Here is a 13,276-nt window from a genome sequence, read left to right on the forward strand (position 1 = left end):
ACCTTGTCCACGGCGATCGGGTAGATGGTCAGCGTGCCGTCCGGGTCGATGCGGAAGCGGAGGAACGCCTTCGAGTCCTCGATGCCCTGGCCGGCGAAGAGTTCGTTGACGTTCACCCCGAACGATCCCGCCACGAGCAGGTAGAGAGCCACCAGCTGGCTGGCGACCAGCCCGCTCACCGGCCCGTACAGGACCGCCGCGGCGACCGCCGGCAGCGGCCACGGCCAGTCGTAGAACGGCAACTGCAACCAGAGCCAGGTGCCGCCGGCGGCCAGCGCCACGTGGGCCAGCCCGTGCGTCACGCCGAGGATCCAGTTCCGGGCGTGCCGCTTCCCGCCCGAGCTCGGCGGCTTGGCGAAGAACGCCGCGCCCAGCAGGGTCACCACCAGCATGATCACCAGCGGCACGCTGAACAGCCGCTGCTCGGTGGTACCCACCCTGTTCGCCGCCACCCCGGCCATGGCCAGCATCAGCAGCGTGTGCAGGGTACCCAGCAGGGTGGCGAAACCCGGGTTGCGGAACGGCAGCCGGGCGAAGATCCCCCAGCCGTACCGGCGGGAGCGGGCCTTGTCCGGATAGCGGGCGGCAAGCTCGTACTCGCGGGTCGGGCTGGCCCGGCGGGCCATGGTGTCCCGCGGCGGCACCTCGAGCCGCTCGGGCAGCTGGTGCGTCGGGTAGAGGTAGGCGCCGCCGCCCCCGCAGGTGATCAGCTGCCGCTCCTCCGGGCCTGCGTAACGGGCGTAGTGGTGCAGGTCGCCGGAGACCAGCAGCCGCACCTGCGCGCCGGTGGGCGCCACGATCGTCCGGATGAAGTAGTCGATCGAGTCGTAGGCCGTGGGATGGTCGTGGGCCTTGACCCAGGTCGGCGCCGGCACCGCCAGGATCACCTTCGACCGCGAGGTGAGCTTCCGGGCGACCTCGTCGAAATAGGTGAGCTGCGGGTCGTCCAGGTACGAGCCGGACTGGTCGTCGAGGCCGAGCAGCCACCAGTCGGCCGGCAGCTCCACCGCGAAGTACGAGCGGGACTGGCCGGTGCCCCAACCCGCGAAGTGCCGGTCCCGGGACCGGACGAACAGCCGCAGGAACGCGGTCAGCCCGTCGTACCAGTCGTGGTTGCCCGGCACCGCGAAGAGCGTCGGCCGCTGCGGCGGCGCGACCGGCAGCGCCGCCTGGTACGGACCCTTGCACCGGTCCTCGTACGCCTCGTAGGCCGCCGAGGGGTAGACCTGGTCGCCACCCATCACCAGGGTCTGCGCCCGGGGCAGCCGGTGCCCGTCCACCTCCAGCTCCGGCTGGGCGAGCAGGTACGCCACCGAGTACGTGGCGTCGAAGCCGTCGCCCAGGTCGGCCACGTAGTCCAGCCAGAGCCCGCCGTCCGGGCCCACCTGCCGGAACGTGCCGTCGCCGAACGCGTTCTGCAACTCGCGCTTGTCCAGGTACGCCCCGAACAGGATCGCCAGTAGGGTCCGCAGGCCGGTGCTGATCAGCAGCAGCGGCGCCAGCCAGGGGACCGGCTTGCGCGGGGTGAAGCCCAGCTCCAGCGGGTCCAGGCTGTGCGGTCGTCGGGTGGCCCGCTCACCGGGCTGCGCCTCCGGGATCGGCTGCTGCGGCGGTTCGTGATCGTCGCTCACCCGCCGCAGGGTAGTCCGGACCGCCCGCGAAGTCTCTCCCCCGCGGACGTACCGAAACTCCCGGATGTCCGGATCGGGCGTGGGGGGATCCCGTTCGGCTTCCGCCGGGGCGTGCCGTACACTTGACGATCGTTGCCGCCTTAGCTCAGTCGGCTAGAGCGACGCACTCGTAATGCGTAGGTCGACGGTTCGATTCCGTCAGGCGGCTCGGTGAAGAAGCCCAGGTCATCGGCCTGGGCTTCGCCGTTTCCCGAGACCGCTCCGCACCCGACTTCCGATCGAAGCGCCGGGCGATCTCCTTCCCGGAGGCGTCTCGTACCCGCGCCCGCCACTTCCGGTTCGGTCGCTGCTCCACGCTCATCGGCTACCCGCCTGCTTCGAGAGCCAGGCCCGCACGTCGGAGCACGCTCTTCCAAATTGACGGTGCCATCACCGCTCACGGCCGGCCGTCGAGGTAGCAACCCAGCGTGCCATCAGCGTGCCATTGGGCCTGGACCGTCCCCGGCTACGGGAGTTGGTCCTCATCACCGAGGCTCAGCATGAACGGAGATCCGGGACGATCCGGCTGCCAGCCGCGGTCAAGCGCTTGCCGTATGGCGTTGGCGACCGCCGAAGGCAGCACCGGCGAGGCCGGAGCATTTATCCAGTTGCCAGGATGAGGGGACGCCAGCCGGACGATGAGGGTGGCACAGCCAGGCGGGTCCGTCCGCTCAACGGCAAAGCTCAGCGGCGACCAGGCCAAGCCCTGGCTGTACGTCGGCTTCCGGCGGACGAACCAGCGGTAGCCGATCCCGGCGACAACGATGGGCCTACTGCCCCGCTTCTTGAGCGCCACCTGTTCTCCCGCCCCCGTTGTGGCCAGCCCCGCCGTCTACTGCCATTCGTGCAGCAGAGACCGTCGGCCAAGGCCGACGTGTTCCGACAGTGGCGGACGGCTTGACCAGGGCAGGTTACCGCGACCCGTCATCCGCGATCTTCTTCTAAACAAGGCCGGCCCGATCTGCCTGAGAGTCGGACCGTCAACCATGGCTTGACCCCGGTATCCAATCTCCTATCCCGCGTTCCCACTCCAGTTCGCCGTTTTGGACGACGGCTTTCAGAGAGTCCGGCGCGCGGGGATAGTCGTAGGGGATTCGGTGAGCGAAGCGGAGGGCTCGTCCTTCCAGCAGAGCCAACATCGGCGCTCCACCTGGTTCCCGTCCGCGCGGGAACCTTCACGGTCTACGACTACCCGACGAAGCCGGCCGACCTCAGCCTCGTCTGGCTCATGATCGGTTACCCGTGCTCCAAATCGCCGATTCGATGCGTAATAGTGCCGATGTAGAAGTCGACCATGAAACCGACCGTCCCATAATTGACGATCATCACGAGGGCTCCGCGCGGCAGTCTAGGCAGGTACTGGTCATGCGGCTGTCAGTCGGAGTGGGCGGATACTGCCATCCGTACAGCCAATCCTGCCGGCTGGCCTCCACCTGGATCGACCCGACGAGGGGATCCGTGAGAGATATTCAGCGCGGCGACGACTCTCTACGCTGGTGTCGTGACAGACGAGGCTGACGCTGGCCGGCGAGCAGGGTTGGCCAGGGTTGCGGCGGGGTTCGTGAGCATGCTCGTCGTCTGCACTGTCGGTGGTTATCTCGCGTGGCCTGTCCTGGCCGAGCCGGTCTACGTGGTTCGCTCATTCTTCAACCGTGGCTGCTTCGCCGCGCCGGACGAGCCGGCGAAGCTGGCTGGCGAGGCAGTCTTTCAGCAGCTGCCGGCAGGCGCGTCGCCCGTTGGGGGGCCGGCCACGCTACAGCCCTGCACCGAAACTGGTCCCGGCAGTGAGAGCCAGACCTGGGGCGCGGTGACGGTCGAGTATCGCAGCGGACTGTCGGACAAAGAAGTCCAGAGCCACTACGAGACGGTCGCCCGAGAGTCGGGGTGGGCGCGCGAAGCCTCAAACGTCCGGCTGCTGTTCGCCAAGAAGATGGTCCGGGATCGCTGCCTGACGTTGAACGTCTTTCACGACCCCACCCATCGGCCCGGCTCCTACAGGGTGACGGTCAATTTTTCGCCCAGGTATCACGACCACTTCTGCCGCGAGTCTCCGGCGCTGCTGAACGAGCCGACTACGACACCGCCACCGCGATGACCGCAACGGATGACTGCGACGACGCTGGACGGACTGACGCAGCAGCCGACGAGTAGGGCCGCGCCGAACACCCTCGGCTACGACGTCACCCTGCATCGACCGGGGTGCCCCGTCACGCTCTTACTGACGCTGGGCGTGGTCGGGCCCGACAAGCAGGGACTCGTGCTCGCTCCACAGCCACCGCAGGTACTCCTGTAGCTCGCCCGACGTGGCAACCCATCCCTCGCCCATGTAGTCGAGGATGCGTTTGACCTCCCCGGGTACGAGGTCGTAGGCGGTCGCCCCGGTCTCCGGGACGGGTGTGCCCGGAGAAACGGCCACGGGAAGCGGGATGACGGGGAGGCGAAGGTGCCTCCGGTCGAACGCCCTGAGGACCGTGAGATAGACGCGGGCCAGGTGGTAGGGCGAGACGGTGAGCGCGAGGCTGGTGATGCCGCGGGCCGCGACCTGATCGACGATCCATTCGGCCTGCAGGCCGGTGTGGGGTGCCGGTTCGGCCTGGAGGTGGACCCCTCGGTGCGACGAAGGCCGAGGCTCCGCAGGTAGTCGAGCGTGACCTCGAGGTAGGTCTCTTCAGCCGGGTTCCCGTTCGCCACCAGGAGATGGCGGAGCCTGGCGTTCGCCTCCCAGGTGCGGATCGCATGGGTGAGGCGCCATTCCTCGCCCTGACCGGTGACGACGACCAGTGCGTCGACGTGGGCGGCGGCCGACTGGGGCAGGGTCAGGATCACCGTGAGGGCCTTCAGCACCTCCAGGAACTGGCCGACCGGGTAGCCGGCGAGATCCTCTTCCGGCACGATCCGGGGGGCCGCCCGGTGGGCATTCATCGGGCCGGCTGCTGCATGATCCAGGTCGGCAGCGGTTCGGCGACCTCGCGTACCACCTGCCAGCCGGCCCGGCGGTAGACCTCGACGTTGCCCGGGTTGCTGGTCTCCAGCACCGCCGGCAGCCCGTCCGCCGCCGCCCGGTCCAGCCCGGCCCGCATGACGGCGTGGCCCCAGCGCCGCCCGGCGCTGTCGGGGTGGGTGCCGAGCACGCCGAGGTACCAGAACGGACCGGCCGGCAGCGCGGCGTGCACGGCCTCGTCGTAGGCGCGGACCCGGGCCAGCGCGTCGGCGGGCAGGTGGGCGGCGAGCGGGTCGGCCGGCACGGGCTCCGCCGTGGTGGGTGGCTCCCAGATCGCGACCGAGGCGCCCTGGCCGATCGTCCAGACGCTGCCCCGGTGGACCCGCTTGTCGAAGAGGTGCCCGAAGAAGGCGGCGGCGTGCCGGGGGTAGCTGGCCGGGTCGGGGAAGAGGTGGGTCAGGACGGGGTCGGCTGCGAAGGCGGCGACCAGCGAGTCGACGACCCGCTCGCGGTCCGCCGGGGTGGCGACGGTGATCTCCGGTGTGCGTCGTCCGAGGTCGGTCACGGGCCGCAACGATACGCGCCACACGAAGCGAGCCCGGGGGCGCGGCGCGTGGCCGGCCCACCGGGCTCGCTCCGGCAGGGAGGTGAAAGGCCTACCGGGTGCTGCGCGGGTCCGCCGGGTCGGGCGGGAAGGCGGCGGTCCGCTGCGCCGGGACGTCGGTCACCACGTACTCCGTCTCGGTCTGCGGCGTGGGCTCCTCGTCGGTCTCCGAGCGGTGCTTGGCCGCCGCGGCGGCACCGGCCACGGCCGCGCCCGCGGCCACCGCGCCGGCCGCGACCGCCTTGGCCGAGACGCCGGCCTTGCCGTCGTCGCCGCGCGAGGAGGCAGCGTGCTCCACGCCGGGCGTGCCGAGAGTACGGCCCTCGTCGATGGTGCCGCGCCAGGCGCCCGTCTCGGCGCCCCGGTTCTCGATGTACGACTTGAACTTTTCCAGGTCGGCCTCGGCCCGCTTCTCCACGATGTGCAGCTTGTCGCCGGCCTTCTCGACCAGCCCCTCCGGCTCGTACTCCAGCGAGAGGCGGACCTGGGTGCGGTCGGTGCCGATCGGCTGGAAGTAGACGGCGCCGGCGTTGGTGGCGCCGCTGGTGGCGGCCCAGGCGACCTTGCGGTCCGGCACCTGCTCCAGCACCTTGGCGTCCCACTCACGCTTCACGCCCGCGATCTCGGCGACCCAGTGCATCCGCCGGTCGTCGAGCTGGCGCACCTCCTGCACGCCGCCCATGAACCGGGGGAACTCCTCGAACTGCGTCCACTGGTTGTACGCGGTGCTGACCGGTACGTCGACTTCGATGGACTTCTCGACCTTCGTGGTCATGAGCACTCCTTGTCGTTCAGTCGTCTGCACTGAAATCGGTACCCCAGAGGATTCGGCCTAATCAGACCGAAAGGCCCGGATCGGCGTGCCGACCCGGGCCCTGCGGATTCCGGTGGGGAATCAGCCGTCCTCGCGGTCCGGGCTCTCCAGCCGGAAGAAGTTGCTCTGCTTCCCGTCGGAGCGCTCCTCCTGGTAGATGAAGTTGAGCCGCCGCTCGTCGAACGTGCGGAACCACTCCTCCCAGCTGATCTCGCGCAGTCGCTCCTCGCGACCGCCGGCCGGGAAGTCGAAGCGGAGCACGCCGGCGTGCCCGTCGTGCTCGGTGCCCGGCACCGTGGTCGGCACGCCCCTGCGTGCCTCCGCCCACTGCCGGATCACGTCGTGGTCGGTGGTGACCAGGCTGCGGCCGGGCCGCTCCGGCTCGTCGTCGACCGAGGTGACCTCCTGCGCGTACCTGATCGACTTCGAGGTCTGCGGTCCCGTGCGCACGCCGCCGCCGGAGGAGCCGGAGCGCGAACCGGTGCCGGCGCGCGAACCGGAGCGCGAGCCCGACCCGGAGCCGTCGCGCAGGCTCTTCACCAGGGCCCTGACCAGGTCCGGCTTGTGCATGTCGGAGGTGCCGGTGACGCCCCGGGCGCGGAGCCGGCTGCGCAACTCGTCGACCTTCAGCTGGGCGATCTCGCTCTCGTTGATGTCCGGCGTGTTCGGGGTCTGGTTGCCCGGCGGGTTCGCCGACGAGGTGCTCTTCTTCGCCGACGAGGAGGCCTGGGACGAACCGCCGGCCCGGGCGGAGGTGCTCTTCTTCGCGCCGTCCCGCATGCTCTTCACGAGGGCCTTGACCAGGTCGTCCTTGCGCATGTCGGCGGTGCCGGTCACGCCGCGCCGGCGCAGCCGGTCGCGGAGCTGGTCGACCTTGAGCCGGGCGATCTCACTCTCGTTGATGTCGGGCGTGTTCGGGGTCTGATTGCCCGGCGGGTTCGTGGTCGCGGTCGAGCCGCTGCCGCGCCCGGAGCCGTTCTTCGTGGGCATCGCACATCATCCTTCCTCGACCCGGTTCCAGGGGTTCAACGTCGCGTGGTCGTGTGGGGGGCCGTCCCCGAATCAGTACCCCCAGCCGCCCGTCCAAACGTCCGCCCGACCGGGCGCGGCGTGACGCACGCCGGGCCTCGGTCAGCGGAGCCGGCCCGGTGACGTGCGTCCAACGGGTGTCGCGGGGGCGGCAATCGCAGCGGGGCCGACCCGGCCGGGCACGATTGCCCACGCGCGTGACGAGCCGTTATCGTTCCGGGGCCGGCGCCGCCAAGCTAGAGGATTGTGATGACTTCCCCGGAGTTGACCACAGTTGCCGCCCGGGGAAGCTCCCACATCGGGACGTCGGGCGTCCCGGTCTCCCCGGCGGGCCCCGGCACCCCGCCGGGCACGGCGGCCGGGCCCGAGCCGCGCAGGGAGCACTCGCCGAGCCGCTTCCGGGCTGACGTCGCCGGGCTCCGCGCCGTGGCCGTCGGGCTGGTGTTGCTGTACCACGCCGGGCTGCCGTTCCTCCCGGGTGGCTTCGTCGGGGTCGACGTCTTCTTCGTGATCTCCGGTTTCCTGATCACCGGGCAGCTCCTCAACGAGATCGAGCGCACCGGCCGCGTCTCGCTGCTGGGTTTCTACGCGCGGCGGGCCAAGCGGATCCTGCCCGCCGCCACGGTGGTACTGGCGGCCACCGCCGTGGCGGTCCGGTTCCTCGTCCCCCGGGGGCAGTGGCAGGAGGTCGGCGGCGACATCGCCGCCGCGGCGATCTACGTGGTGAACTGGCGCTTCGCCGACCGCGCGGTCGACTACCTGGCCGCCGACAACGCCGCCATCTCGCCGGTCCAGCACTTCTGGTCACTCGCCGTCGAGGAGCAGTTCTACCTGCTCTGGCCCGTGTTGATCATCCTCGCGATCCTCGCGGCGAGGAGGCTCCGGCGGGCGAACGTGCGGCCGGTCCTGTGGGTCGGTCTCGCGATCCTGGCGGTGCCGTCGTTCGTCTGGTCGATCGTCGAGACGGCGGACTCTCCGGAGCGCGCGTTCTTCGTCTCCACGACGCGGTTGTGGGAGCTCGCGGTCGGTGCGGGCATCGCCCTGCTCGCGACCCGCGCCGCGCGCATGCCACGGGCGCTGGCCGTCGTCCTCGGGTGGCTCGGTCTCGCCGCGATCGTCGCCGCGGCGCTGCTGGTGACCGCGAAGACGGCGTGGCCCGGCTACGCTGCCGCGCTGCCCACGCTCGGCGCCGCCGCGGTGATCGCCGCCGGAGCCGCGGCGGGCTCCCGCGGTCCGGTCCTGGTGCTCGGCACGCGCCCGTTCCGCTGGGTCGGTGACCTGTCGTACTCGCTGTACCTGTGGCACTGGCCGATGCTCATCGTGGCCAGCGCGTACTGGGACGGCCTGTCGGTGAAGCGCGGCCTGGTGGTGGCGCTCGCCTCGGTGATCCCCGCCTGGCTCACCTTCCGGCTCGTGGAGAACCCGCTGCGATACTCGCGGGCGATCTCGACGTCGCCGCGTCTCGCGTTGAGCCTGGGTGGCAACTTCACGCTGGCCGGGATCTGCGCCGGCCTCGCCCTGGTCCTGACGGCCGGGTGGGCGGCCAACGCCACGCCGACCCGAAGCCAGTACGCACCTGGCGCGGCCCTGCTGTCGACCACGCCCGGCACCGCCCCGATCGGCCCGGTCCCGGAGCGGTTCGACGTCATCACGCCGGACCCCCTGCAGATCCGGCAGGGCTTCATGGACGTGCCCGTCACCAACCGGGACAAGTGCTTCCAGCAGGTCGATGGGTCCGAGGTCCTGTGGTGCACCTACGGCAAGCCCGACGGGGCCACTACCGTCGCCCTCGTGGGCGACTCGAAGATGGACCAGTGGCTGCCGGCGTTCCAGGTGCTCGCCGAGCAGAACGACTGGAAACTGGTGATCGCCGCCAAGGCGTCGTGCCCGTTCACCAGCGCCCCCGCCCTCCGGGCCGATGATCCCAGCAAGCAGTACACCGACTGCATCGAGTGGAACAAGGCGCTGCTGCGCAGGCTGGTCGAGGAGCGTCCCGACTACGTCGTCACCTCGCAGGGGGCGGCGCGCGCCCTCGACACCGCGTCCGGCAAGGGGACGGTCGACGCGATGGTCGCGGGCGTGCGCTCGTCGTGGAAGGCGCTCGACGCCGTCGGATCGAAGGTCATCGTCCTCGCCAACAATCCCGGTCCCGGCCCGGCCGTGACGTGCGCCGACAAGAACCGGAAGCGCCTGTCGGCCTGCGCGTTCGACCGCAAGCGCCACGACCAGGACCCCGCCTACCTGATGCAGCGGAAGGCGGTGACCGGGGTGCCCGAGGTCAAGATGATCGACCTGTTCGACGCCATCTGCCCGACCGACAGGTGCCCGGTGGTGTTCGGCAACGTCCTCATCTACCGCGGTGGTTCGCACATCGGCGCGGCCTACGTCAAGACCACGGCCCCGCACCTCGCCCGGGCGTTGACGGACATCGGCGTGCCGGCGCGCTTCACCCCGTCGAACTGACCGCCGCCGCGCGGGCGGACGCGATCAGGCGTAGATGGTCTTGACGTAGTCGGGGCCGTAGTGGCGTTCCAGGTCGGCGAGATTCTCCGTCGGGGCCTCGACCTCCTTGACCAGCCGGGCGCGGGTGGGCAGCGCGTCGGGCCGCCAGGTCTCCGGCCGCCACAGTTCGGAGCGGAGGAACGCCTTCGCGCAGTGGTAGAAGATCTGCTCGATGGCCACCTCGACGGCGAGCACCGGCCGGTGTCCCTTGACCACCATGTCGTCGAAGTACGGCGCGTCGCGCACCAGCCGGGCGCGACCGTTGATCCGCAGCGTGTCGGTGCGCCCGGGGATCAGGAAGATCAGCCCGACGTGGGGGTTGGCCAGGATGTTGCGGTAGCCGTCGGCCCGCCGGTTGCCGGGCCGCTCGGGGATGGCGATGGTGGTCCCGTCGAGCACCAGGGTGAAGCCGGCCGGGTCGCCCTTCGGGGAGACGTCGCAGCTCCCGTCCGCGCCGGCGGTGGCGACCAGGCAGAACGGCGAGGCGGCCAGCCACTCCCGGTCCCGCTGGTGCAGCACCGTGCGCTCCTTGTCCCGCGCCCGCTGCGTCGGCGAGCCCAGCAGCTCCGCCAGCTCCTCCGGGCTGGTGATCTCCCGTGTCGTCGTCACGACTTCCTCCCCCGTCCGTTGACCTTGACGGCGATTCCGGCCCGCGAACGGCCGGGTTCCGCCATCGTCAGCCTAGGAGAGCGGGTCGACCGCGAGGTTTGCCCCCGGAACGGGCGGGTACGGACTGAGCCGCAGCGCGCCCGGACGCGATCGATGGAGGCGGAGATGGAGAGCCGACTGAAGGTGCTCGGCCATCCCGTGCACCCGATGCTGGTGATGTTCCCGGTGGCCCTCCTGGTGACCGCGGTGATCTTCGACGTCATCGACACCGTCGGCGGGCCGGACTTCCTCGGCGAGGTCGCGTACTGGAACATCACGGTCGGCCTGATCGGCGGCCTGCTGGCCGCGGCGGCCGGCGCCGTCGACCTGCTCGCCCTGCCCACCGGCACCCGGGCCAAGCGGGTCGGGCTCACCCACGCCGCCGCCAACGTCGCGGTGATCCTGCTCTTCGCCGCGGTCTGGGTGGTCCGGTTGAACGCCGACTCCCGGGCGGCCGGCGGCGCCCTGATCGCCATCGAGGTGGTCGCCGTGGCCATCCTCGGCGTCAGCGCCTGGCTCGGCGGCGAGCTGGTGGACCGGCTGGGCGTGGGCGTCGACCCGGAGCACGACCTGAACGCGCCGAGCTCGCTGCGACCCCCCTCGGCGACCCAGCGGATCGGAGACGTGCGATGACGGAACAGAGCGGCGGTCGGGGCTGGCGGGGTCGCCAGCAGGGCTGGGATCCGATGGGCGAGCTTCAGTCGCTGCGCGCCGAGCTGAGCCGCCTGGTCGGTGGCCGCGGCGGCAGCCAGGACGTGGAGCTGACCGAGATCGCCGACGGCTGGGAGGTGGTCGTCCGGCTGCCCGGCGTGGCCCCCGAGGAGGTGGCCGTCGAGCTGGACGACCGGGAGCTGTGCGTGCGGGCCCGGTCGGAGGCCGAGGTCAACGCCGACCAGGGCATCCCGGGCGGGTTCACCACCCGGGGCTTCGAGTACCGGGTGGACCTGCCGTCCCGGGTGGACCCGGACCGGATCGACGCGGTGATGGACCACGGCCTGCTCCGGGTGCGGCTGCCCCGGGCGGCCCGGCCCGCGCCGCGCACCATCACCGTCGGCCGCACCGGTTCGAGCGCGACCTCCGGGGGTACGCGCACCGTGACCGACCCGGCCGCCGACCGGGAGCTGCACCACCCGGACACCGCGGTCGACGAGATCGACCGGCCGTAGGGGTCGCGTGGCCACCCTGAACGACAACTCCAGCTCGGCGCGTCTGTCGCCGCGCCGCGACCTGAAGCCGTCGTCGGTGCTCGGCCCGGTCGGCGAGCGCGTCCCCGACGTCGAACGGATCGCCGTGCTCCGGGCCAACGCCCTGGGTGACTTCATCTTCGTGCTGCCGGCGCTGGAGGCGCTGCGGGCGGCGTACCCGTCGGCGGAGATCGTGCTGCTCGGCGCGCCGTGGCACGCGCAGCTCTGGCGCGACCGCCCCGGCCCGGTGGACCGGGTCCTGGTGGTCCCGCCGGCGCCCGGCATCCGCGAACCCGGCCCGGACGAGCGGCCGGCCGAGCTGGCGGACTTCGTGGCGGCGGCCCGCAAGGAGCGGTTCGACCTGGCCCTGCAACTGCACGGCGGGGGCGCCAACTCCAACCCGATCATCGTCGGGCTGGGCGCCCGGGTCACCGCCGGCCTGCGGGCCGAGGACGCGCCGCCGCTGGACCGCTGGATCCGGTACGTCTACTACCAGCACGAGGTGATCCGCTACCTGGAGGCGGTGGCCCTGGTCGGGGCGGGGGCGGTGACGATCACCCCGGCGCTGGCGGTGACCGACACCGACCGGGCCGAGGCCCGCGCGGTGCTCGGCGAGCCCGCCGGGCCCCGGGTGGCGCTGCATCCGGGGGCCACCGACACCCGGCGGCGCTGGCCGCCGGAACGCTTCGGCGAGGTCGCCCGGGCGCTGGCCGGCGACGGGTACGAGGTGCTGGTCACCGGCACCCCCGCCGAGCGGGAGACGGTGGACGAGGTGGTCGCCGCGGCCGGCGTGCCGGTCCGCCCGCAGGTCGGCACGCTCAGCCTGGGCGGGCTGGCCGCCGCGTACGCGGGCTGCGCGCTGGTGGTCTCCAACGACACCGGCCCGCTGCACCTGGCCGCCGCGGTCGGTGCCCCGACGGTCGGCATCTACTGGATCGGCAACCTGATCAACGGGGCCACGCCGCTGCGGGTCCGGCACCGCCCGATCGCCTCGTGGACCACCAACTGCCCGGTCTGCGGCGTCGACTGCACGCGGGACATCTACCCGCACCGCCCCGGCGGCGGGGAGTGCCCGCACCGCGACTCGTTCGTCGCGGACGTCCCGACGGCCGAGGTGGTCGAGGCCGCCCGCGAGCTGCTGGCCGGGTGAGCGTCAGGCCGGCTGCGGGGTGTCCGACTCGGCGACCACGACCTCCCACGCCTCCACGTCCCGCTCGGTGACCGTGGTCGGCGACTCCAGGTGGTAGGCCCCGCTGGGCAGCACGCCGGCGCCGCCGTGCCGCTCCAGCACCGCGAGCTGCGCGGCGACGTCCTCGCCCTGGTGCCGCTCGTCCAGCCGGCGCCAGAACTCGAAGCCGCCGGAGTCGATCAGCTTGGCCCGGTCGTAGAGCACGCACCCGCCGATCCAGGACACCTTGTACGCCCGCCACGCCCCGGCCGGCAGCCGCAGCTTCTCGGTGACGTGCAGCAGGTTCGCCGCCGGGTGGAGGGACGCACGCTGCCACTCCGGCGTGCCGGGCCGGATCCGCTCGGGCACCGGCGGGCCCTGCCACTCCTCGTAGTGCCCGTGCGTCTCGGGGCGTACGTCATCGACGTAGGAGAGGCCGTGCACGGCGTTGCCGACGAAGCCGCAGCCCAGCTCCCGGATGGCGGTGACCAGCCGGGACACCGTGCCCGGCTCCAGCCAGACGTCGTCGTCGAGGCAGAGCACGTACCGGGCGGCCGACCGGTCCAGCAGGGACGCCCGGTGCTCGGCCAGCCCGCGCCGGGGCAGCCGCCGGGTCAGCAGCACCGGGTGGCCCCGGTGGCGCAACGCCCGCACCATGGTGGCCGCCGCCGGGTGCGCGTACGCCGGGTCGCCGTCGGACTGGTCGCTCACCACCA

Annotated in this window: 11 protein-coding genes, 1 tRNA gene and 1 pseudogene; 6 read left to right on the plus strand and 7 right to left on the minus strand. The window is 71.8% G+C overall.

Features of this window, described 5'->3' with window-relative positions; translation table 11 throughout:
- Window positions 1–1,631: metallophosphoesterase family protein (locus ACW0Q9_RS22825; protein ID WP_456184498.1), on the minus strand; the 1,631-nt coding region annotated here is incomplete at its 3' end.
- Between the two features lie 134 nt (window positions 1,632–1,765).
- On the opposite strand from ACW0Q9_RS22825, the gene ACW0Q9_RS22830 reads away from it, so the two are divergent.
- Both ACW0Q9_RS22830 and ACW0Q9_RS22835 read left to right on the plus strand, forming a co-directional pair.
- Window positions 1,766–1,839 (plus strand) — tRNA-Thr (locus ACW0Q9_RS22830).
- 1,392 nt (window positions 1,840–3,231) lie between these two features.
- Window positions 3,232–3,765: a hypothetical protein gene (locus ACW0Q9_RS22835; protein WP_456184500.1), complete on the plus strand. Its 534-nt coding sequence runs from the start codon at window positions 3,232–3,234 to the stop codon at window positions 3,763–3,765.
- 120 nt (window positions 3,766–3,885) lie between these two features.
- Here ACW0Q9_RS22835 and ACW0Q9_RS22840 read toward each other — a convergent pair whose 3' ends face one another.
- From ACW0Q9_RS22840 to ACW0Q9_RS22855, 4 genes and pseudogenes are all read right to left on the minus strand, one after another.
- Entirely contained in the window at window positions 3,886–4,086 is a 201-nt protein-coding gene (locus ACW0Q9_RS22840) for a hypothetical protein (RefSeq protein WP_456184502.1), read from the minus strand.
- A 502-nt stretch (window positions 4,087–4,588) separates the two neighbouring features.
- Window positions 4,589–5,176, minus strand: a complete 588-nt coding sequence (locus ACW0Q9_RS22845; protein ID WP_456184504.1) for a GNAT family N-acetyltransferase — start codon at window positions 5,174–5,176, stop codon at window positions 4,589–4,591.
- 364 nt (window positions 5,177–5,540) lie between these two features.
- A pseudogene (locus ACW0Q9_RS22850) lies at window positions 5,541–5,990 on the minus strand (SRPBCC family protein); the annotation flags it as partial.
- 120 nt (window positions 5,991–6,110) lie between these two features.
- The gene (locus ACW0Q9_RS22855; RefSeq protein ID WP_456184514.1) at window positions 6,111–6,809 is read right to left on the minus strand and encodes an SAP domain-containing protein; all 699 of its coding nucleotides are present in this window, start codon (window positions 6,807–6,809) and stop codon (window positions 6,111–6,113) included.
- Window positions 6,810–7,307: 498 nt separating this feature from the next.
- Between ACW0Q9_RS22855 and ACW0Q9_RS22860 the strand changes: the two genes are divergently transcribed.
- A complete protein-coding gene (locus ACW0Q9_RS22860) occupies window positions 7,308–9,521 on the plus strand; it encodes an acyltransferase family protein (RefSeq protein ID WP_456184506.1) in 2,214 nt (737 codons plus the stop codon).
- A gap of 24 nt (window positions 9,522–9,545) precedes the next feature.
- On the opposite strand, the gene ACW0Q9_RS22865 is transcribed toward ACW0Q9_RS22860, so the two are convergent.
- Window positions 9,546–10,169, minus strand: coding sequence for a pyridoxamine 5'-phosphate oxidase family protein (locus tag ACW0Q9_RS22865; RefSeq protein WP_456184508.1), 624 nt, complete (start codon window positions 10,167–10,169; stop codon window positions 9,546–9,548).
- 165 nt (window positions 10,170–10,334) lie between these two features.
- Between ACW0Q9_RS22865 and ACW0Q9_RS22870 the strand changes: the two genes are divergently transcribed.
- The 3 genes from ACW0Q9_RS22870 (at window position 10,335) to ACW0Q9_RS22880 (ending at window position 12,542) form a co-directional block, all read left to right on the plus strand.
- Entirely contained in the window at window positions 10,335–10,841 is a 507-nt protein-coding gene (locus tag ACW0Q9_RS22870; protein ID WP_091261490.1) for a DUF2231 domain-containing protein, read from the plus strand.
- The gene (locus tag ACW0Q9_RS22875) at window positions 10,838–11,374 is read left to right on the plus strand and encodes an Hsp20/alpha crystallin family protein (RefSeq protein WP_456184510.1); all 537 of its coding nucleotides are present in this window, start codon (window positions 10,838–10,840) and stop codon (window positions 11,372–11,374) included. The genes ACW0Q9_RS22870 and ACW0Q9_RS22875 overlap by 4 nt, the downstream gene beginning before the upstream one ends.
- Before the next feature lie 61 nt (window positions 11,375–11,435).
- Window positions 11,436–12,542, plus strand: coding sequence for a glycosyltransferase family 9 protein (locus ACW0Q9_RS22880; protein ID WP_456184516.1), 1,107 nt, complete (start codon window positions 11,436–11,438; stop codon window positions 12,540–12,542).
- 3 nt (window positions 12,543–12,545) lie between these two features.
- Here the strand turns inward: ACW0Q9_RS22880 and ACW0Q9_RS22885 are convergent.
- The coding region (locus tag ACW0Q9_RS22885) for a glycosyltransferase (protein WP_456184512.1) at window positions 12,546–13,276 on the minus strand (731 nt) is incomplete at its 5' end.

This window comes from Micromonospora sp. I033 (genome assembly GCF_053890995.1).